Source organism: Arthrobacter sp. NPDC093128 (assembly GCF_040683875.1).
Classification (GTDB): Bacteria; Actinomycetota; Actinomycetes; order Actinomycetales; family Micrococcaceae; genus Arthrobacter.
The window spans coordinates 28376-49891 of the sequence record NZ_JBFBEY010000026.1; the positions used below are offsets into that span (position 1 = coordinate 28376).

A 21516-nucleotide genomic window follows, 5' to 3' on the forward strand; every position below is an offset into this window, starting at 1 on the left:
TTGCAACGCACCGCCCTCTCCATCGGGGAAGACCCTAAACGCCGTGGGAACTAAACCTGGTCCACGATTCTCGTCGGGAGCGCGAGACCGCGCGATCTTCTTTTCAAGCGCGTCCTTACTCCCCTGGTATCGATCAGCATATGCCTGCTGTCGGCAGCCGTTGTGTGGCTGGTCGTAGGCTGGAAATCTGAAGGAGGACCAAGGACAAGGTCCGCGTCCGGAACACCAACACTTCATGAATGCATCAACACGCCGGACCAGCCATGGGTACAGCACAACTCAAATCACTCACTGTGACGCCACTCGGAAAGGCAACGTTCCTCCCTTAGAAAGAAACAGCCGTGACCCACAAACTGATTTCTCCCAAGAGCGAGAGCTGTCGGGGACTGCGTACGGCATTGCGCCATGCGCGGTCCCTTCAGCTTTCCTTAACGCGGTTGATTGTTGCGCTTGCTAACTCTCGGACTCCGTCACCGCTGTTGGATCACCGGGGCAAATTTCCGCACGTGCTTTCCGGGTCGGCGTAAATAGTTGTGGAAGCTTGGGGGTGAGGACTCGCTGTCCAACTATCTGGACTAGTGATACCCCGCCCCGGTCGGCTTAGAACTAACCGCCCTGACGGGCAGGATTACCGCGGAAGGGTGCTCTGGGTCGTGGTGGACGGCCTGGTCCGCGGCCAGCAGCGTGGTGGCTGTGGCGCGCGGTTCGCCAGTGCCGGTATTGCGGGCAAAGCGTGGAAATGCGCCGCTGGAGACCTGGACCCTGATGCGGTGGCCCCGCTTGAAGCAGTAGGCGGTTGGCCAGAGCCGGACGGTTGCGCTGGTGAGCTCGTTGGCCCCGGTGAGGCTGGTCAGGCCGTCGCAGATGTTATGGGAGAGGCCGTCGGGGCCGACGTCGCACAGCCGGACGAAGACGTCAGCGTGGGCAAGGCTGGAGCGGAACCAGATTTCCGCACTGACCTCGCCGATGATTTCAACGTCCTCGCCGAGCACGGGTGTGGTGTACGTCAGCACATCGGGCCGGGCTTCGAGCGCGGTGTTGTCTACGCGACCTCCCTGACCGATGCTGATGCCTCCGGCGGCCGGTGTTGGCTCGGCCGGATCGTAGCGATAGGTGTCGGGCTCCGAATCACGTGCCGGTTCGCCGGACAGTGTGCCGTCCGAATGAAGGTGGAACTTCTGGGGTTCATAGCCCTTCGGCGGCCAGGAGTCGAAGTCACGCCAGGCGTCCTCACCCATCACGAACAGCCGCACTGCAGCGCGTTCGGGCGGCTGCTCTCCGCGGGCGTAGGCAAGTCCGAACTCAACGGCCTCCAGGACGCCGATGTTGGTGAACTCCGCATGCGTCCAAGGACCGACTGTCAGCCGGGCGGGGCGCTCCGCTTCCTGCAGGGCCTGGAAGTCACGCAGCTGGCCGGGAAGGAAGATGTCGTACCAGCCGCCGATCGAGCTGACCGGTACGCTCACGCTGGCGACGCGGCTGGAATGATCGGCGTTGGCCCAAAATTCATGCTTCGCGTCGTACGCCAGAATGTGCTGGATGTATTTGGAACTGTGGCCGAGGGCGGCTACGTCCGCCGTGTTCAGCGGGAGCGTGTGCAGCGCCCGGGTTGTTTTCTTCGCCTGTCCCCGGCTCCTGAGAATGGCCCACGGCCGCTCCTGGACGGCGGTCATGACGCCCCATTCGAAGGGAAGCTCCAGTGACATGCCGTCCTCGCGGAGGAACTCGAGGCTCAGTGCCGATTCGGTCACCTGCGGAATCATCGCCTTGACCTGGGGAGGCAGACGATCAGCCACCGCCCACTGCACAAATCCGAGGTAGCTGACGCCCACCAGCACCATCGAGTCGCCGAACCACGGCTGCTTCAGCACCCAGTCAAGGGTGGCCAGGCCATCCTCACGCTCCTGCCGCATGGGATCCAGAGTCCCTCCGGAACCGAATCCGCCGCGGACGCTTTGAATAAGGACCTGGAATCCGCGCTCAGCCAAGGGCCTTGCCATGGCCGCAGCAAAAATGCCCGCACGGCCGTACGGAGAGCGCAGCAGCGCAGTGGGCAGCCCTTCACCGCCGGACTTCGGTGCCCAGCGGTCCGCGAGGAGTTCGACGCCGTCGGGCATCAACACACGCAGGTCTTTCTGCACCACGAGGTCGCGGGTCAACGGTGCCGGAAGCTCCAGTTTGCGCTGGAGGATATGGCTCATCAGGTTCATCGCCCTGGCTCCTGTCTTGTTGCCGCGTGCTGTGTGGTCGCATGCTGTGTTTTGGCCTGCGGCGTTGTGGTTGCCGGCCGGAGCAGCGCGCCGGCGGCGCCGGACAGTCGCATTAGCCGGTCCGTGAACTGTTCGGGGTCAAGAGGCTCGGTGCCGTCCACTACCCAGGTGTTGACGACGGCGGCCCCGCCGCCGGTGAGGAAGGTGGCGAAGTCCAGTTCTCCCTGCGGGTCAAGAGCCCCGCCAAAGATGTCATGCACGAGCTTCCGATTGACCGGGATAAGCAGGCTGGTCAGCGCTTTGTTCAACTCAAAGGCGCAGGAACTTGTCAGCACCGCACGGTAGAAGGCGCTGTGGCCCGCGAAATGCCGAGCCAAAGCGAGTGCCCCGGAGCGCCTGGTCGGGTCATTGGAGGCCGCGGCCATACGGGGCAACAACTCCCGGGTGGCAAGATCCAGGGCGGACTCCAGAAGCAGCCGGTCCCGATCACCGAAGTGCTGATAGAGGACCGGCCTGCTCACGCCAGCCGCCTCGGCAATGTCCGAGACAGGAACGGCAGCAGTGCCCCGTTCGCCCACCAGGGCAACTGCGGCCTGCATCAGCGCGTCCCGGGAGCGCCGGACCCGCGGGTCCGGAACCTCGTCGGTTGTTGGTGCCATGCAAAGATTCTATACACCTGTAATGAAGTTTACAACTGTAAACTACTTCCGAGTCGATGCCCAACGTGAGCGCCCAGAAAGCTGCCGCAAGCAAGGGAGCAGCACTGGTCCTCGTAGTGGTCTGGTGCAACTCAGAAACTGGGGACGGACATGCCGCCCGCCGCCTCGAAGCCCAGACATTCCGTCGCGGAATCCTCGGCTGAGGCGTCTACGCCGTTTGCAACGCTTCGTCGAACGCCGTGCGGTTCGCGGACACGGCCTCATGATTCTTCGCAGCCCAGCTGGACAGGGACAGCACGGCCTCGAGGAGCGTCTCACCGAGTTCCGTGAGTGCGTACTCCACCCGGGGCGGGACTTCGGCGTGGGCGGTTCGAGTGATGAGACCATCCCGATGCAACTGCTGCAGGGTCAGTGTGAGCATGCGCTGAGAGACTCCGGGCACGATGTTCTTCAGCTCCGAGTAGCGCAACGGCCCCTCCTGCAATGTCCCGATCACGAGCACGCTCCATTTGTCACCGATCCGATCGAGCACCTCACGGATGAACGCGCTGTCTTTCGGCCAGAGTCTGCACGGCCCAGGGACGTCGGCAGCGTCGATTCCTGTAGTTGCGGGCATAGGTCTCTCCGATCTCACGAACAGCAATGTGCCTTTTGTACCGCCCTGGAAAATGAGCGACGCTGTCATTACACACAAAATGTGCGTTGCACACAGAACGTAGGTTACACCCAGGGCAGCTCTAGACGAGCATCCATCCCCGTCCCCAAACGCGCATTCGCGCAACACCGATTGAGAAAGAACGATGATGACTATCGAAACCGTCGCACCCGCCGCCACAACACTCACCATTGATCTCTGGACCGACCTCGGGTGCCCCTGGTGCTACGTCGGCAAAAGGCGCCTCGAGCAGGCCATCGACGCTTCCGGCGTCGACGCCAGGATCGAGCTCCACTCCTTCGAGTTGCACCCGGAGAGCCCGGGCAGCCTTATCGAGACGATTCCCGAGATCTTCGTCCGCATGCACGGCAGCTCGCTCGAGAACGCACGAACGAAGGAGGCGCAGATCACTGCTCTCGCGAACGCGGAAGGGCTCCCGTTCACCACCGATCGCCCGGCCGTCAATACCTTCGATGTGCACCGGCTCCTGCAGCTAGCGAAGGCCCAAGGCGTCGGGACCGCATACTTCACGAAAGTGCAGACGGAGTACTTCGCAGGTCGGCTGAACCCCTACAGCCACGATGCTCTCCTGGCAGTGGCCGCATCGACCGGCCTGCCCGAGGACCGGGCACGCGAGGTCCTTGCCGGCGAGACCTTCGCCGATGCCGTCCTCGAGGACCGACATCGCGGCGAGGCTCTGGGCGTCACCGGAGTACCGTTCGCCCTCTACGGCGGCAGGTTCGCCACCTCCGGCGCCCAGAGCGTCGAAGGCTTCACCCAGGCCATCACCGCCGCGATCGGAGACGCATCATGACAGACTCGACGGCCGCTACGAGCGCGACAGAACGGACGGTCGCGCCCGACCCCGAGCCGCTCAGCGTTCCACCGCTCGTCGTCATGGGCGACGGCATCACCTGCTCGATCCACGGGCACTGCGACTGATGAACGTCACTGTCTTCAGAGCCGCGGGCTCCACAGACGGCCCTCCGCAAGACATCAGTCGGGTCGGCTTCTTCGGCCAGAACACCATCAGCAACTGACCGCCAACTGCACCGCCCACCCACACCCGACGGATCGGACCCGACCTTTCCGTCGATACGACTCACCGCGCCCCAGAGGAGCACCATGAAAGCCGTTCAGATCAACCAATACGGAGACAACTCCGTCCTTGAACTCAACGAGATCCCAGAACCCGCACCAGAAGCCCACCAGTTGGCCATCGACGTGCGCGCAGCGGCCCTCAACCCGCTCGACACTGTGCTGCGCGCAGGCTACCTCAGCACCATGATGCCACTGATCTTTCCAGCGACTCTCGGCGGCGACGTCGCGGGCATCGTCACCGCGGTGGGCCGGGACGTAACGACCGCGAGCATCGGTGACCACGTGTACGGCCAAGCGTACGGGCTCATGGGCAACAGCGGCGCCTTCGCGGAGCACGCCGTCGTCGATGCGACACATGTGCACCGGATGCCCGCCTGTCTTTCATTCACCGAGGCGGCCAGCATGGGCGTCGCGGGAACGACGGCGGTCGACGCCCTCACGAAGGCTCTCGATGTGCAGGCCGGTCAGAAGGTCCTCATCACCGGAGGTTCAGGGGCAGTCGGCTCTATCGCCGTCCAGATCGCGAAGCACCTAGGCGCGTATGTGGCGGCCACCGCAAGTGGTGACGGCGTCGCACTCGCGAAGGGACTCGGAGCCGACGAGGTGTTCGACTACCGCGCTGAAGACATCGCGAGCCGACTCACCGACTACGACGCCGTGCTCGACACGGTCGGCAGTGATGCACTCGCCTCATCCTACGACGTCCTTCGACGCGGAGGCCGGCTGGTCACCATCGCGGGTCGGCTGGATGAGGATCGCGCCGCAGCAGCCGGCATCACGACCACCCGCCAGGCTCACCAGTCGGAGACGGCCCTGTCTGAACTGACGGTCCTGATCGAGGACGGGGTGGTCACGCCGCGGGTCGGGGACACGTTCCGCCTCGAGGCCGCTGCTGCCGCCTTCAAAGCGATGGAGTCGCGAGTCACCCGAGGCAAGGTCGTGATCCTTCCCTGAGCCTGCCGGTTGCGTTGACGGCCAGCGACGACGACGGCCGCTCCGGAGCTAATCGCGTCCTGTTTTGGACAACACCCCCGACCGGATGCGGTTTAGTGTTGGACTGTGAGCGGTGTAAAGGAATTCGGGTCCGGCCAGGAGGCTGCCAATGATTATCGAGTCCTGGTCTTCGGGCGTCTCCTAGGCGCGGCGAACCGGCTTGAGTACCTCTTGGGGCGCGACCTTGAGCAGGAATTCGGCATCAGTCACTCCGTCTTTGAACTTCTGCTTCTGGCGGGGAGGGCAGGCATTCAGGGAATCCCGGTGCGGGACATCGCCCAGGCCCGGGTGCTGACCTCCGGCGGAGCCACCCGGCTGGTGCAGCGCGCGTCAGCGCTGGGTCTGATCGAACGCGAAAGCTCCGCTTCTGATGCCCGGGTCCAGCTGATCCGACTCTCTCCACACGGCGAAGACGTGCTCCTTCGCGCCAGTGCCCGCCATGTACAAAACATCGAACGGCACCTCCTCAACCTGCTCTCCCCCGCGGAGTCGGAGGTATTCTCGGCTGCCGTGAAAAAGATCAGCAAGAACGCCGCGCGGGAGCTGCCGATCATGCCGTGATCGAGTAGGACACAGCCTTCGGGAATAGCTGACTGGTCAGCTATGTTGGATCTGAGTGAGCGTGCCTTGCGCGACTCGTCCCGGACATTTTCCCGGGGACATCCGAGAAAGGTTCACCAACATGTCACTGAATTTTGAGGTTTTCGATCTCGACTTCCCCGCAGGTTCACCCAACAAGTCAGCAACGTTGATTACCGGCCCCTCAAAGGCTCTCCTCGTGGACGCCGGCTTTACCCGGGCTGATGGCCACCGTCTCGTTGCGGCGGTCCTGGACTCTGGCAAGGACCTGGAAACGGTCTTCATCAGCCACGCCGACCCCGACTACTACTTCGGCCTGGAAGTCATCGCCGACGCGTTCCCGAATGCCACGATCCTGGCGACCCCCATCGTGATTGACCACATCCAGGCAAGCTACGAGGGCAAGCTCAAGGCTTGGGCGGCGTTGGGGGCCAACCTTCCAACGCGTCTGGCCACGATCACTCCCCTGACGGCGGACGCCATCGACCTCGAGGGGCACCGCTTCGAACTCCGGGGCGGCTCAGAGACTCTTCCCGACAGGCACTACCTCTACTACGCGGACGAGAACGCAGTTATCGGTGGAGTCCTGGTCTTCCAGGAGGAACACGTGTGGACCGCAGACACCTCAACTCCCGAACAGCGCTCGGCGTGGATCGAGCTCCTTGACCAGATGCAGGCCCTGAAACCAGAGCTCGTCATCGCAGGACACCGCCTGCCGGGAACCGCCAACGACGCCTCTGGGATCGACTACACGCGGTCCTACCTCCAGGAATTCGAGCGGATCCTCGCCCGCTCAGCCGACGGAGCTTCTGTCACGGCTGCCCTCAAAGAAAGCTATCCGAACTCCGGGATGCTCATTGCTGCGCAAATCGGGCCCAAGGTCGCCAAGGGGGAAATGACATGGGGCTGAACGACTCCACCGATCCCCTCACGTCAGCCTCGCCCCGCGACGTCGTCCGCCGGCAGTACCTTGCATCAGCAGCTGGTGACCTCGAAGCGCTCCGTGCCACAATGGCCCCGGATGTCGAGTGGACGGAGATGGCGGGCTTCCCCCTCGCCGGAACCTACCGGACACCCGCGGGCGTCACATCGAACGTCATGGAAATCCTTGGCCGGGATTGGGATGGCTGGGCTGCCCACGACGATACGTACGTCGTAGACGGCGAAAACGTGGTGGTCCTGGCCAGATACACCGCCAAACACCGGGCCACCGGGAATCCCCTAAACGTCCGGGTCGCCCACCACTTCATCGTTCGCGGCGGACTCATCGTCCGCTTCGAACAATTCGTTGACACCGCAAAAGTCGCCGAAGCAAGCCAACCCACAGCCGGCTGAATGACCTAGATGCGATGAGGGGGCACCCATCAAGCCCCCTCATCGCAGTCATGACGATCCGCCTACATTTCAGGACGAAGTACAGCGCGCCTGAAGTGGGGCTCCAGATAGGCTGGCGTGGCTGTGCATACCAACTCTCGCCTGTTTCGTGGTCGAGGCACGAAGCCCTCCACGCTGCGTGCATGGACATCCAAACCGACGTAAGTACGCTTATTCATGGCTGGAAACCCCAGAAGTTCAAATGTGGCTCTCCCAGTCCACACCCCCGCACCTTCGTGCGGAAAGACCCGGACCGGCTTGAACCCGAGGTTCCAGTCCCCACGTCAGGACCGGCCCACCACACTTCATATCGTCTGGCACGGTGGTGAACAGCACTCGCCATCACTAGGCGCCGTACATTCCTGCTCCCCACCAAGGACAACCACCTGACGAAGGTCCTGGCGGCCATCCGACGGCTGTACCCGGGAAGTTTCTCCGTCAGCAGGACACGCCTCGATAGCAGAGTTGGTGGAGCAGCCCCCTCCAGGGCAGGTGGCAGGTTCAAATCCAGCTCGAGGCACCTGCGTTCATGACGGCAGAGCTCACTGAGCACCGGCTTCCCTGCCGTCATGCCGCCTCGCTCCCCCGCCTCCATGAACCATCAGAAGCAACTTCGCTGTTTGTCATTCTGATCCCCATCATCGCTGGGCGGGTCCTCCACGCAACCAGGGCGCTACGCGCCGCTCACGATCCAAAGTTTCGCTCAGCGCCCCCCCGTCGCTAACTTCCTCTCGAAACTTTGGATCGCTCCCGGTACCCCAAGTTGCACTCCGGACCCTCAAACCCAGCGGTGACTCCGCTATCAGAACGACGCCGCAATCTGACAGACACCCCCGGTGCCCGCCAGCCGCTGAAGGAGAAGGACCATGGAACCGCTCACCATCAAAACCCCAGCCGACGTCCTCAGTTTCGTCGGGCACACCCTCGGATTCTGGCCGCACGAAAGCCTCGTATGCATCACCCTGGACGCCAACCGCGTCGGCGCAACACTCAGAGTTGACCTCCCCACACACGAGGGCGGACTCAGCTACGCACGCACAGTCGCCGACTACCTCGCCCACGACACCAGCACCGCCAGCGTACTCTTCGCCGTCTACACCTCCGAAACCCAGAAACCCGGGCATCCCAAACCCCACGCAGCAACCATCGCAGCACTGACCTGCGCGCTGGCCGAACGCGGCATGTCCATCCGCGACGGGCTCCTCGTCGGAGACAACACCGTTTCCCCATACGACGGCGACCCGCAGGACGGACCATCACTTCCGCTGAAAGCGACCCAGTCCAGCCAGATCAACGCCGAATTCGTCTACCGCGGCAGCACCATCGCACCAACAAACCACATCACCCTGCCAGCCCCGACAAAAGAAGAACGCACAGCGGACGCCGTCGATGACCGTGTGAAGACAATTCACGGGATGAACCCGGGCGAGGCCCTCGAGCAAGCCAGGACGCTCTGGGACGGCATGCTGGACGCGATCAGTTATCCCAACGACGACCAGACCATCAATCTCATTGCCAACTTCCAGGCCCCCGCCATCCGCGACCAGCTCATGGCCGACATCCCAGGAATCGACGAACCCATGGACCGGGTTCTCCTGGCCCAAACCCACGGCGGGCCTCAGTGGTCCAGGGTCGAATGGGCACAGCAACTGCTGCTCCACGCGTACACGCACAGCAGCACCAAACACTCCGCACCCATCCTCACCGCCATCGCCTTCATCAACTGGTGGGAAGGCCGCGGCAGCAAAGCCCACCAGTTCCTGCAGCTCGCCCTCGAAGCAGACCCCGCCTACCGCTTGGCCAGACTCAGCGATCTAATGATCGGCTCCGGAATGGTAGGCGGCTGGAACACGGACAAAGACCGGGCCTTCCGGCCCTGGGGCCTCGAAGCCTCGTAGCCGCGCAGTCATAGAGACACAGACGACGACGGCGGGACGTTCCGGAGCCAGTTCTCCACCGCCGCGCACCAGCCGCCCGGATGCGAATTCCACACCTGCGTATGCTCCGCGGAAGGGAAAGTAAGCAGCGTTGCCAGCCCGGGGCGTCAAAGCCGGGCGGAACAACCAAGACCAGGGCTGCCCGGAAGAAGAGTCCGGATCCCACACGCCTTCACGCCGTCGACCTATCGTTCACCGGCCACAGATACGCCATGTGAGGTGCCCGCCGACAGGAACGTCCCACCAAAACCGACGATCCAGGCCGCAAAGTCATGTCGCCTGAAACAGAGACCTGCATGAAGTAGTGAAGGAAGAACCATGAGGAAGGGATCACAACGCAGGTCGAAAGCCGCCAGTGGACAGGGTGTGGACAATGTCCACGGGCCTTTGGACGGACAACCGTCCACATTCCCACTGCCGTAGTCCGGAGAAAGCAAGAAACGGCGACGAAAAAACTTCGGAAAACGACGCCCGGGTCATGTCGTCAGCACAACCCCGCCCCATGAATAAGTGAAGGACCCGCCCCAGCCACCACAGGAGCAAGAACGGAGACCCCAATGACCCCACATCCCAGCAGGCGGAAGGCCCACAGGCCAGGACCCTGACCCCGCCACCCACGCAACCGAATAGGCGACCGCGGCGCCAGGCACAGACTGCGGACAGCGTCGGAGGGGCCCGAGCTGGGACAATGTCCACACATTAAAGCAAAAACCCCTCTGACGAGGGGTTATGCGTGCCCGAGGTGGGACTCGAACTGCATTCCAGCCCCTGCAAATCCGCCACTCCCCCGCAAACATACGCAATCCCGCCCGATCCGGCCGATATACGACCCGATCCGAAACCCAGAGTGTGGACATCGTCCACACTCTCTTTTTGTCACCTTCCAGGCACTCCGAACGACTGCCGTTCCCCGCACCGGGGGTGCGACGGCTCCATCTTCTGCCGAAAATCTTCCGGCCCCGGCTTCCCACCAGCCGGTTCTGAACCCATCAGCTGGCGACACATGTGTCGGCTCGAAATTCCTCATGTCGGCTCGTCCTCCCTTCAGACTTCTCATGGGCTGAAACGGAGGAACCGGCACGACCGGCCTGGCCGTTAGGCTGGCACGGAAGAAGCTGGCGTCGAATCCGGGGAGAAGGAGTCCCTGCTCAGTGCGGCACCAGGAGTGCTGTCGCGTTGTGACAAAACGTCGGTTATCGGCGTTTTACGGCGACTTCGGTCTGGGACGGCAACACCACGCTCTGCTATCCGGGTTGAGGCGCATCGCGATCCAGTAGGCGACGAATCAGCAGATATGCTCTACCGCTGGGAGCACGGGAAGCCGAGCCGACCACACGACGTGCTGGGAGCCGACGCGGCGGTGTTCAGTCTCGGGTTCCGAACTGGCGAAGCAGTGCTGCCGTGGTGGCTAGGAGCGCTACGATGGCCCCGTACCAACATACGGTGGCAAAGAGGCCGAAAGTAGGCACGAGTAGCCCTGCCGCCACGGCCGGCACGCTGAAGGCTGTGTAACAGACTACGAATACCGCTGCCAATACCTCGGCCCGCTCGCGAGGCTGAATGAGCGGCAGAAGAGACTGCAGGGCTCCTGAAAAGGCCGCGCCGAAGCCCGTTCCTGTTATTATCACCGCGACGTAATACATCCACAGCGATCCCATGGCAACCGCTCCAATCGCCAGGGCACTTCCAATGGCAATTGAAGTCGTGCCGTACAGGGAGATGCAGCGCGCCGTGCGGCGGCGCATCAAGAATCCTGCTACGGCACCTGACCCGGCCAGCAGTGCAACCACCAGGCCGCGGGCAAGGTGAGAGTTTTCGTGGAATTGCGTTGCTATGATGACCGGCCCTAGTGAGAGGTACAAGCCGCCTGTCGCCCATCCGGCGAAGATGGCCGGTACGGCAAATAGGAACGCTTTCCGCATATTGCGAGGGAGGGACGCTCGTGGCCGCAATGACGCCCACACTCCATCATGCCGCGGGGATGTCTCGGGAAGGCACCAGATGGCACCTGCGATCAGCAGGTACGTCACCAAGAGGGTGCCGAATACCATCGTTGCCCCGCCATCTTCGAAGACAAATAGGACGAATCCGGCAACCAGCCCGCCAACCGCCAAGCCGGCCATTGCCGACACCGAGTTCCAAGCAGCGGCGGATCCGGGCTTATGACTGGGTTCCAAATCGACCACCGTGGCCGAAAGGGCAGAAAGCAGCAGTCCACTGGCACCTCCCTGCACGATACGGGAGGCGATGAATGCCTGGGCAGTGTCTGCATGCCAGAACAGAAACACGCTGATGGCCAAGAGCCCGAAGCCAGCCGATAGGACGGGGCGCCGGCCCACGTGGTCAGACAACGATCCGCCGACGAGCAGCAGCGCAAGAAGCGCTACTGCGTAGACGGCGAACACCATCGTGATCGTGACCGGCGCGAATCCGAACTTGGCCTGAAGGACCGGGTAGAAAGGCGATGGAGCGCTGGCGCCTGCCATCATCGCTGTGGTGGCGAACAGTGCGAGACGAAAGCCCCAGCGCTTACGCGGTCCGCTGGTGTCAGTAGGTGTCGAACGCTCGACACCTACAGCGCGGCCAACTTCCAGAACGTTCGAATTATTTGGAACCATCAAAGGAGGGTACAACACATACTCCCTATGGTTCAACTATTATCGAACTATGATCGAGTCTACAAAGCTACCCCACCCGGCCCGTGAGGACATCGAGCTGACGTTCGTACTCTTCGCTCTCAGCGATGAGGCGCGACTGGCTTTGGTACGTCAGCTGTCGGGGGGACCACTGGACATGGTCGACTGCTCGTCGCTGGGTGCGAACGTCCCCAAGTCCACCCGCTCGCATCAGGTGAAAGTGCTGCGGGAAGCCGGCGTCATCACCAGCGAGTTGCGTGGGCGCAACCGCCAGTTGACGCTCCGACGCTCGGACCTGGACGCTCGATTCCCCGGGTTGCTGGAGGCTGTGCTCGGAGCATAGGGTCGAAGCAAGCGGTGGGTCACAACATCAGTTGCAACCGACGCTCTAGGAGGATTGCCGGAGCAAGAAGGGAATCCCTGCAGGACAGCGGACGCGAAAGCGCATCCATCGTGCGCGAGGGACCTTGCGAATCTGCGCCTTAAGGAACCTGGCCACAAATGAGCGGAAAGCCGGACCCGGTGCGGCGCCGCCCGGCCGCCTGGTCCGAGACTTCGACTGAGGCTCATCGTGCGGCCCAAACCTCACTCCGAACTGAATTCGATCCCCTCGGGTATGATAACTATCAACTCAGGAGTTAGTTCGCTAGATCAGTGATTGAGTCGACCCTAGAAAGGCGTGGGACAATGCGCAACCGAAGCAGCTTTGACGGAATGAAATGCAACGTCGCCCATGCTCTCGAAGCCATCGGTGACGAATGGAGCGTGCTGATCATCCGGGACGCCGTCTTCAGGGGCAAGAGCCGCTACGACGAATTCCTGGAAAGTCTCTCCATCTCGCCTACGGTTTTGTCTAAGAGGCTGGCCACTCTGGTGGACTCGGGCATTTTCGAGCGCTCCCTGTACAACGAAAAGCCTCCGCGGTTCGAGTACAAGCTGACCTCCGCCGGCAAGGAGCTCGAGGTGCTGATCAAGGTTTTGGATAACTGGGGATACGAACACGCCCCCAGGCCCGAGGCCGCTGACCCCATCACGGTCTCAGGCTATGCCCGGAGCGTCATATCCCGCTGGTTCAGCGAGCCCGTAGCCGCCGCGCCAGGCGCCTCCAGCCGGTAGCCGGTAGCCGGCGCATCGCGCCCGAACAGCATCTACGGCCGGACATTGCAGGACGAAAAAACAGTCGTGGCCGAGCACAAACGACTCATCGAGCGGCGCGACCCGCCATCAGCACCGCCATGCCGACAATGAGCGCCCTCGCTACCTGCACTCAATGACCGGCAGAGAGCAGCCGCCTCCGCCCATGTGCGAACAGCTGAAGATGACACTGGTCGAGGCGGCAGCGGGCAAGGTCGCCTTCACTTGCCACCCCAATGAATCCCGCTACCACCCCATCGGCGCCGTCCACAGCGGTCCGGTCTGAACCTTGCTGGACTCGGCCTTCGGCTGTGCAGGCCACACCCCAAGGCCGGGGCTACACCTCCATCTAATTCAAGGTCAATTAACTCGCCCCGTGCACGTGGGCAGCGGCGTGCTGACATGTGTCGACATCCAAGCCGGGAAGCCGCGTGACCTTCGCGGAAGCATCGTGACCGATGCCAGCGGAAAACTCGTTGCCACCGCACCGGCCCCCTGGTCTTCCACTCCTCTAAGGACCAAAAGCCAACCTGCGGGATGCTGAATCTAACCATTGACAGCCGCGCTGCGACGGAATAATATTGCATGCATCACCATTGACTACTGAAAACGTAGTAACCAGTCCAGTAACTATCGAAAATGTAGCCATGGCGATCTGGCGGGCATCGCCCGCGCATTCCCAATCACGATATTTGGCAGCGGTGGCGCCCTCAAGGCCATATTCCCGGCGATTGTTAACTCGCTAGAAGTTCCACCGTCGACGCTATCAAGCTGAACAACTACAAAGGAAAAATTTATGCCCATATTCCACGCATATATTCCCGCTCAAAAATTCTCAAGCGAGGAGAAGCGAGGTCTTGCCGACGCCTTGAATCTTGCGCTTCATGAAGCGATGGAAACGCCCATGGATGATCGTTTTGTCATCATCAGCGAGCATCGCGAGGATGAGCTCTTCATCCACCCGACGTTCCCGACCCAAAAGAGATCCGACCGGAGCCTGATCGTGACCGTGACCTTCGGCGACAGCAGAACGATCGAGCAGAAGCGCAAGCTCGCCGAGTTGGTCACGCGATACGCAGTGGAACGGGCCGGTGTCGACCAAGACGATATAACTTTGCTTATGTATGCCATTCCGTTGGAGAACATGAGCTTCGGCGGCGGTAACCTGGTTTCTGATATCGACCTTTCGATGCCTTGGGTGGAAAAATAGGAAAGTTCGCGGATGCAGCGGCGCGGTCTCGTCAATTTAGTGCTGGCCGGCAGCGCCTGCGGGATACGGCCGCTGGCTCCGCCACCGAGGTATCACCAGGGCCTGCGAGGGCTCCTGCCGCGCAACAACGCGCTATTGAGGATGTTGGCGCTTGGCGGCGTGTGGCCCGCCGTTGCCACCGCACCGGCTCCCCCTTGGTCTTCCACTCCACTAAGCACCAAAAGCCAACCTGCGGAATGCTGAATCTAACCGTTGACAGCCGCGCTGCGACGGAATATTGTGGCATGCATCACCATTGACTACTGAAAACGTAGTAACCACTCGAGTAACTATCGAAAATGTAGTCACCGCGATCTGACGGGCACCCCCCATGCATTCCCAATCTGAAAGGAAAGACATGTCTTCTCTGTACGCTGCCACCCCTGTGACCTCCGTCGACGTTGACGGCACACAGCTGGCATACCGCGAATTCGGAGACCAGTCGGGCGTTCCGCTGGTTTTGTTCAGCCGGTTCCGCGGAAGCATCGACGACTGGGATCCTGCTGTCATCGAACTGCTCTCCCAGGAGCGCCACGTGGTCACCTTCGACAACGCCGGCGTGGGATTCAGCGACGGTGAGGTTGGGGCCAACATTACCGAGATGGCCAAGACCGCCGTCGAGTTCATCAAGACGCTTGGTATTGAGAAGGCCGACTTGCTGGGCTTCTCAATGGGCGGGTACATCGCCCAGCGCATCGCCCTGACCGAGCCGGAGCTGGTCCGGAACGTCATCCTCGTAGGTACCGGTCCTGGCGGCGGCGAAGGAGCCACCTACCCCGGGCCGGACGTCGAACACTGGGTGAATGCAGTACGTGACCCGGAACTCACCTTCCAGGCCTTGTGGTTCAACGGGAAGCCGACCGGCAAAGCCGCAACCCGCGCCTACATGGAACGCATATACACCCCCGAGCGTCCCGAACGCGCCAACGTCACTGCCGAGGCCGGCGCGAAACTGCGCGCCGCCATCGTTGACTGGTGGGAAGGCAACGGCTCCACCTTGCCGGAGCTGGAAAACATCCAGCACCCGGTCCTGGTCGTCAATGGTTCCAACGACGTCATGGTGCCCACCCCGAACTCCTTCCTAATGGCCCAGCGCATTCCCAATGCCCAGCTGATCATCTACCCCGACTCCGGACACGCCTCACTGTTCCAGTACCCGGAAACCTTCAGCGAACATGTCCTAAAGTTTCTCCGGGACCAGGAAAACGGCGGCCTGAAGTGACCCGATCCCCTTCGACATGTCGGGGAAAACAGTTTTGGTCACCGGATCCACGCTGGGAATGGGACTGACCATCGCCAAGGGCTTTCATGCCTGCGGCGCCCGCACGATCATCTCCAGCAACATCCAGCAGGACCTTGACTCCGCGGTCGGGGAATGAGCAGCCAAGACACCGCCGTCGAAGGCATCAACCTGTGACCTAAGGGATACAGAACACTTTGGACCTGACAAGTGGATTCCTGCCTGGAATGGCGAGTAACGGCGGCGGCAGCATAGTTGTCACCTCCAGCATGGCCTCCATCGAAGCCAACCCGCTGCTGGGAGTACGGAGCAGCCAAGGCCGCCCCGAACTCCATCGTGCGGAACATTTCCGCCGAACGGGGACCGCGCAACATCCGCGCTAACAGCATCGCCCCAGGGATCGTCCGTACTGGATTCTCCCAGGCGCTTTGGCAAGACGGGGAGAACGAGGGCCGGCTCAGCGCAAAGATCCCACTCGGACGCATTGCCGAACCCGACGAAGTCGTCGGGGCCGCCCCGCTGTTCCGTACACCAGCAGAAGCCTACATCTCCGGCACCACCCTGATGATCGACGGCGGTCGCCACGTCATCTAGGACCCGGGCTCCCGACCGGCCGCCCGGTCTGAAACCCCCTTCTATCACTTCTCCTCCATTTAGACAGGACTGGAATTCAATGGAGACTTCCACCTCACCTACAACATCCACCGGCAATGGATACTCAGCCATCGCGAGCGGCCACAAGCCCGCTCCAATCCCTCAACGACGACAGGAACTCTCCGTGCCAATGCGCTCACTGAACCAGGGGGCCATCGCGTCCGGCAGCCCCTTCGAACTCCGCGGCAAGCGCGCCGTGATCACCGGAGCAACCTCCGGTATGGGACTTGCTATCGCTCGAGCCTTTGCGCTGCACGGGGCAGACACCATCATCTCGAGCTTCGACGCCGGAGATGTTCGTAGCACGGTCGAGACGCTGGCCAGCGACGGTATCGAGGTCTCGGGCACAATTTGCGACCTCTCAAGTTCGGATAACGTGCGCTCGTTCCCAGCCGCCGTCACCGACGAATTCGGACCCATCGACATCCTGATTGCGCATGCCACGCCATTTGCGCCAATGGGCCCGATCGAACAAACTACCCGCGAAGAACTCGACCGCCTCTTCAGCGGCGTCCTCAACAACTTCGAGCTGATGCGCGGCTTCCTGCCGATGATGTCGAACAACGGCGGCGGTTCCATCGTCACAACTTCAAGCATTGCCTCAGTTCGCGCCAGCATTTCGCTCGGCGCATACGGCGCAGGCAAGGCGGCCACGGACGCCTTCGTTCGAAGCATCGCGGCGGAGTGGGGCAGTCGCGGCATCCGAATCAACAGCATTGCGCCCTCGATCGTGCGCACACCATTCGCCGCTGCCATCTGGGACGACGACGCACGAGGCGACGTGGCAGCGGGCAAGACCGCCCTCGGGCGCATCGCAGAACCTGAAGAGGTGGTGGGTGCTGTCCTGCTCTTCGCCTCGCCGGCTGGCTCCTACATCACCGGTCAAACACTCGTGATCGACGGCGGCCGTTCCATCCTCTAACGGATCCGCAGTGCACCTCACCCACCAGTTAGACGTTCCCTCACACACATCTACCGGGTCAATGTTGATCCCAAGAAAGGCCGATCGTGGCTACCTCTGATCCAACCTCGCCGATCGTGGCTACCGCTGATAAAATCTCCGCGAAGACGAACATCCAGGGCTTCCTCGACTCGCAACCCGTCGGAAGACGACGCTGGTCCATCGTAGTCCTGGCGTTCCTGGTGATCACCCTCGACGGCATCGACGTCCAGGCGTGGAGTTTCGTCTATCCGCAGATTGTGGCCAACTGGGGGACGCCCCTTGCCGCGATTACCGCAGTGGTTACCTTCGGTGTAGTGGGTATGGCCATTGGCGCGATTCTCGGTGGCCCCCTCGCCGACCGCTTCGGACGACGGACAATCATCTTGGTGGGGACCGCATGGTTCACAGTCTTCACGCTTCTCGGTGCCGCATCGCAGACTGTTGAGATGGTTGGCGCAGCCCGCTTGTTGGCCTGCCTGGGCCTCGGCGCCGTCCTGCCTACAATCGTCACTCTTGTCGCCGAGTTTATGCCGGCCGCGCGACGTTCCACTCTCATCACCATCGCCTTCTCCGGATTCACCTTCGGTGTGATCCTGTGCGGCTACTTGGCAGCCGCAATCGTTCCGACCCTCGGATGGCAGGCGCTCCTGGTCACTGCCGGGATACTCTCGCTCGCGATCATCCCCTTCCTCGCGTGGAAAATCCCGGAGTCGCTTACCTTCCTGGCGCTCAAGGAACGCTCCCCCGAGACGGTCAAGCGCACTCTCCAGGCAATTTCGCCATCCGCTGACGTTGAGAACATTAACCTCGGCATCGATCGCACCGAGCCTGTAAGGGAGGGCGGCGTCCGAGTCGTGCTCTCCAAGCAGTTCCTGGCTTCGAGCATCCTGCTATGGGTCTGCTACTTCATTGGACTTTCGGTCACCTACCTCCTCGTAAACTACTTGCCGCTAATTATCAAAGCCTATGGGCTGACCGCCGCTGACGCGGGGGTGATCGTCGCAATGTACGGCTGGGGCGGCACGGTGGGCTCGCTGCTCGTCGGTTTCGCCATGGGCAAGCTCGGCAGTTTCCGAGTGCTCGGTGTCATGTTTAGCCTCGGTTCCCTCTCAATCTGGGCTGTCGCGGCGTTCACGCTCGGATTCTCCGGCCTCTTGGTGGCCGCCTTCGCGTGGGGACTGTTCCTCCCCGCGACGAACACGGGCGTTAACGCGCTTGCCGCGCTTGTCTACCCAACAAGGGCCCGCGGTACGGGCGTTTCGTGGATGCACGGCTTCGGTCGCATCGGCACCATTGTCAGCGGCATTGTCGGCGGCGTCATGCTCTCCCTCGGCTGGAGCACCGGGCAGATCTTCTTCGCAATCGGCTTCCCGCTCCTCATAGGAACGATCGCAATGATCCTGCTCGGGGTCGCGTCACGTCGCCGGGAGGCGCGAGCGCTGGCCGACAACACCCTCAACTAAATCGCGTCGATAAGGAAATTACACCATGAACGAGACAACCGATCGCTTCCGCCTTGACGGCGACGTCGTCGTCGTCACAGGCGGCGGGAGCGGCATCGGCAAAACGTTGGCCGCGGCATATGCCGATGTCGGCGCGACCGTCATCATCACTGACGCCAACGAGGAGGCCGCCGAATCGGCCGCCGCCGAAGTCGGTCATGGCGCAACTGCGGTCGCTATCGATGTCACGAACGAGGCATCCGTAATCGACGGTTTCGCTCGGATCGCCGACGAGCACGGCAAACTCGACGTGCTCTTCAACAACGCCGGCGTCAACCGGCGCGTGAAGACCACTGAGCTCACCATGGCGGACTGGCAGTTGGTGATCGCGGTGAACATGACTGGATCGATGCTCGCCGCCCGAGCCGCGGCCGCGATCATGTTTACCGGTGGCGGTGGCAGGATCGTCAATACCGCCTCGGCGCTGGGGCTGTCTGGCGGGTGGTACCCGAACCTGGCTTACCAGGCCACCAAGGGTGCTGTCGTAAACATGACGCGGTCGCTGGCGGTTGAATGGGGGCCGCAGAACATCCGCGTCAACGCTATCGCACCGTCCCTGGTGCGCACACCGTTCATCAAAGCAATAACGGATCAACCGGACCAGGTGAAGTTCTTCGAGGGACTCTCTCCGCTCGGGCGCATCGGTGATGTCGAGGACATGATCGGGCCCGTGATTTTCCTTTCATCGCGCGCCTCCGATTTTGTGACCGGACACATCCTGCTCGTCGACGGCGGCCTGATGGCCTCGTAGTGATGATGGTCGATAGCGCAGCAGCCGATTCCCCCACCACTGGGCCCTCGAACGATACAGACAGAGCATCGATACGATTTGCGGCGTTGTCTTGAGGAGCAGAATTAGACAAGGCTCAGAATATGACCGGACCTCTCGACAGCGTCATCGAGGCACACGGCGGAGGAATAAGAGACAAAGACAAACCAAATCAAACGCGAAGTTTCTGAGAAAAGCTGGACCGGCGCGTTCTCGGCCAATTCCTAGTCTTTCGGAGAAGCATTTTCGCAGACGTTGTACTTGAGGCGACGGCCCTCCTGGTCCCAGTCCAAGGGCCGCGCCTATGTACGGAGCGCCACCTCGACAGCCAGCAACTACTACAAAGCCCTTCAGTTCACCCATGAAGCCACGAACGGTCCTCGGACCTATATCGCTAACTACGCAGGAAGCGGAGACCGCCAGAAATGACTGAGCGTATAAAGATCGCGATTCTCGACGACTATCAGAATGTCGCAACTGGCCTAGCTGATTGGGGGTCGCTTTCCGCTGAAGTGCGTGTCTTCACCAAGCCGTTCGCCGACGCCGACGATGCGGTCCGTAGCCTCGCCGGGTTCGATGTGCTCGTGGCCATGCGGGAACGGACAGGATTCGCGGCCGAGGTCCTGGAGCGCTTGACTGACCTTCGGCTCCTCGTGAGTACCGGCCCGGCTAACTCCGTCATCGACGTTGCTGCCGCGCGAAAACTTGGCATCACTGTTTGCGGGACGGGGTACGAGTCGCACCCCACCATCGAGCACACATGGGCTTTGATCCTCGCTGCCGCAAGAAATCTGTCCGACGAGGTGGAGTCCATGCGCAAAGGAGGCTGGCAGGTATCGGTCGGTGACGGCTTGTTCGGCAAGACCCTCGGCATCCTAGGTCTGGGCCGCGTCGGTTCCGAAGTGGCCCGGGTGGGACGGGCCTTTGGGATGAACACCATCGCATGGAGTCAGAACTTAACCGCTGAAACCGCCGCCGAGCACGGCGTCCGAGCAGTAACTAAGGAACAATTGTTCACGGAGAGCGACGTACTGTCGATCCACGTGGTTCTGAGCGGTCGCACGCGTGGGCTAGTCACTGCAGCGGAACTGGGGGCCATGAAGACTTCAGCGATCCTGGTCAACACCTCGCGCGGACCGGTGGTCGATGAGGTCGCGCTCGTTGATACTTTGCTCCACGGCCGGATCCGAGCGGCCGCGATCGACGTCTTCGACACCGAGCCGCTGCCCGCAGACCATCAGTTACGGTCGCTACCCAATGCACTGCTCACAGGACACATCGGATACGTCACCCGCGACCTGTACAAGATCTTCTACCAGGACGCGGTCGAGGACATCGCCGCATTCCAGGCAGGTGCTCCGATCCGGCTGATCGACTAGATCACCAAGCGCAAGGGACCTGCTGCCCATTCGGGGAGACCCCAAGCCACTCCACGGACGTCCTGGTCCGCGTGCAGGACGCGCTCGCTCAGGAAATCGGACTCATCCTGGAAGACAACGTGGTCCTAACCGCTGAGGACATCGACCTCTGCATGATCACAGGCGCCGGCCGGCCCATGCACCTCGGAGGCATCACCCCCTACCTGGATAGGGTGGGCGCCGCACAACGGGTCAACGGCAAGGCATTCCACCGCGCATCCTGAACGCCAGAACCGGACTCTGCGTCAGGTTTTCTTCCGGTTGGTTTCTCCCGCAAGGGGCTGTTGACCGGAGACGCCTTGAGGGTGACCGTTCCTGAACAGGTCCTCACAATGCGGAGGAAATCGTCCTCAAAGACTTGTGTAATAGGCATCACCTATGTGATTATTACAACATCGAGTTAGTGCCCTGATCCAGAGAAGGTCACTAATGAATCTTCAGAGTTTTTAGAAAGCAGTAGCAG

At 61.8% G+C, this 21516-nt stretch carries 21 protein-coding genes and 1 pseudogene; 18 read left to right on the plus strand and 4 right to left on the minus strand.

The genetic code is table 11. The features are described from left to right. Window positions 1–575 precede the first annotated feature (575 nt). The 3 genes from AB0N24_RS23180 to AB0N24_RS23190 form a co-directional block, all read right to left on the minus strand. On the minus strand, window positions 576–2210 hold the full coding sequence (locus tag AB0N24_RS23180) for a CocE/NonD family hydrolase (protein WP_364129631.1): 1635 nt from the start codon (window positions 2208–2210) through the stop codon (window positions 576–578). Further along, window positions 2207–2869: a TetR/AcrR family transcriptional regulator gene (locus tag AB0N24_RS23185; protein WP_364129634.1), complete on the minus strand. Its 663-nt coding sequence runs from the start codon at window positions 2867–2869 to the stop codon at window positions 2207–2209. Before AB0N24_RS23185 ends, AB0N24_RS23180 begins: the two co-directional genes overlap by 4 nt. A gap of 208 nt (window positions 2870–3077) precedes the next feature. Beyond that, entirely contained in the window at window positions 3078–3485 is a 408-nt protein-coding gene (locus tag AB0N24_RS23190) for a helix-turn-helix domain-containing protein (protein ID WP_364129636.1), read from the minus strand. A gap of 187 nt (window positions 3486–3672) precedes the next feature. Between AB0N24_RS23190 and AB0N24_RS23195 the strand changes: the two genes are divergently transcribed. From AB0N24_RS23195 to AB0N24_RS23225, 7 genes are all read left to right on the plus strand, one after another. Further along, window positions 3673–4338 carry a DsbA family oxidoreductase gene (locus AB0N24_RS23195; RefSeq protein WP_364129638.1) on the plus strand — a complete coding sequence of 222 codons (666 nt, stop codon included), beginning with the start codon at window positions 3673–3675 and terminating at the stop codon, window positions 4336–4338. Beyond that, entirely contained in the window at window positions 4335–4466 is a 132-nt protein-coding gene (locus tag AB0N24_RS23200; RefSeq protein WP_364129641.1) for a hypothetical protein, read from the plus strand. Before AB0N24_RS23195 ends, AB0N24_RS23200 begins: the two co-directional genes overlap by 4 nt. A gap of 183 nt (window positions 4467–4649) precedes the next feature. After that, window positions 4650–5579, plus strand: coding sequence for an NADP-dependent oxidoreductase (locus AB0N24_RS23205; RefSeq protein WP_364129643.1), 930 nt, complete (start codon window positions 4650–4652; stop codon window positions 5577–5579). 105 nt (window positions 5580–5684) lie between these two features. Next, window positions 5685–6179: a MarR family winged helix-turn-helix transcriptional regulator gene (locus AB0N24_RS23210; RefSeq protein WP_364129645.1), complete on the plus strand. Its 495-nt coding sequence runs from the start codon at window positions 5685–5687 to the stop codon at window positions 6177–6179. Window positions 6180–6300: 121 nt separating this feature from the next. Continuing rightward, window positions 6301–7107: an MBL fold metallo-hydrolase gene (locus tag AB0N24_RS23215; RefSeq protein ID WP_364129648.1), complete on the plus strand. Its 807-nt coding sequence runs from the start codon at window positions 6301–6303 to the stop codon at window positions 7105–7107. Then, window positions 7098–7532 carry a nuclear transport factor 2 family protein gene (locus AB0N24_RS23220; protein WP_364129650.1) on the plus strand — a complete coding sequence of 145 codons (435 nt, stop codon included), beginning with the start codon at window positions 7098–7100 and terminating at the stop codon, window positions 7530–7532. Before AB0N24_RS23215 ends, AB0N24_RS23220 begins: the two co-directional genes overlap by 10 nt. Before the next feature lie 905 nt (window positions 7533–8437). Further along, window positions 8438–9469, plus strand: a complete 1032-nt coding sequence (locus AB0N24_RS23225; RefSeq protein ID WP_364129652.1) for a DUF4192 domain-containing protein — start codon at window positions 8438–8440, stop codon at window positions 9467–9469. A 1403-nt stretch (window positions 9470–10872) separates the two neighbouring features. Here the strand turns inward: AB0N24_RS23225 and AB0N24_RS23230 are convergent. Next, on the minus strand, window positions 10873–12126 hold the full coding sequence (locus AB0N24_RS23230; RefSeq protein WP_364129655.1) for an MFS transporter: 1254 nt from the start codon (window positions 12124–12126) through the stop codon (window positions 10873–10875). Between the two features lie 49 nt (window positions 12127–12175). Between AB0N24_RS23230 and AB0N24_RS23235 the strand changes: the two genes are divergently transcribed. From AB0N24_RS23235 to AB0N24_RS23285, 11 genes and pseudogenes are all read left to right on the plus strand, one after another. After that, complete coding sequence (locus AB0N24_RS23235; RefSeq protein WP_277524404.1) at window positions 12176–12487, plus strand: ArsR family transcriptional regulator; 312 nt, start codon at window positions 12176–12178, stop codon at window positions 12485–12487. Between the two features lie 344 nt (window positions 12488–12831). Next, complete coding sequence (locus AB0N24_RS23240) at window positions 12832–13260, plus strand: helix-turn-helix domain-containing protein (protein WP_364129659.1); 429 nt, start codon at window positions 12832–12834, stop codon at window positions 13258–13260. 814 nt (window positions 13261–14074) lie between these two features. Further along, complete coding sequence (locus AB0N24_RS23245) at window positions 14075–14488, plus strand: tautomerase family protein (RefSeq protein ID WP_364129661.1); 414 nt, start codon at window positions 14075–14077, stop codon at window positions 14486–14488. Between the two features lie 397 nt (window positions 14489–14885). Further along, window positions 14886–15749: an alpha/beta hydrolase gene (locus AB0N24_RS23250; RefSeq protein ID WP_364129664.1), complete on the plus strand. Its 864-nt coding sequence runs from the start codon at window positions 14886–14888 to the stop codon at window positions 15747–15749. Between the two features lie 16 nt (window positions 15750–15765). Then, entirely contained in the window at window positions 15766–15906 is a 141-nt protein-coding gene (locus AB0N24_RS23255; protein WP_364129667.1) for a hypothetical protein, read from the plus strand. A 116-nt stretch (window positions 15907–16022) separates the two neighbouring features. After that, window positions 16023–16361: an SDR family oxidoreductase gene (locus AB0N24_RS23260; protein ID WP_364129669.1), complete on the plus strand. Its 339-nt coding sequence runs from the start codon at window positions 16023–16025 to the stop codon at window positions 16359–16361. A 190-nt stretch (window positions 16362–16551) separates the two neighbouring features. After that, window positions 16552–17343, plus strand: coding sequence for an SDR family oxidoreductase (locus AB0N24_RS23265; RefSeq protein ID WP_364129672.1), 792 nt, complete (start codon window positions 16552–16554; stop codon window positions 17341–17343). Between the two features lie 86 nt (window positions 17344–17429). Beyond that, entirely contained in the window at window positions 17430–18827 is a 1398-nt protein-coding gene (locus AB0N24_RS23270; RefSeq protein ID WP_364129674.1) for an aromatic acid/H+ symport family MFS transporter, read from the plus strand. A gap of 25 nt (window positions 18828–18852) precedes the next feature. Further along, on the plus strand, window positions 18853–19617 hold the full coding sequence (locus AB0N24_RS23275) for a glucose 1-dehydrogenase (protein WP_364129675.1): 765 nt from the start codon (window positions 18853–18855) through the stop codon (window positions 19615–19617). A gap of 443 nt (window positions 19618–20060) precedes the next feature. After that, window positions 20061–21014 carry a D-2-hydroxyacid dehydrogenase family protein gene (locus AB0N24_RS23280; RefSeq protein WP_364129678.1) on the plus strand — a complete coding sequence of 318 codons (954 nt, stop codon included), beginning with the start codon at window positions 20061–20063 and terminating at the stop codon, window positions 21012–21014. Window positions 21015–21043: 29 nt separating this feature from the next. After that, window positions 21044–21277: pseudogene (locus AB0N24_RS23285) on the plus strand (3-hydroxyacyl-CoA dehydrogenase); the annotation flags it as partial. Window positions 21278–21516: the final 239 nt, after the last annotated feature.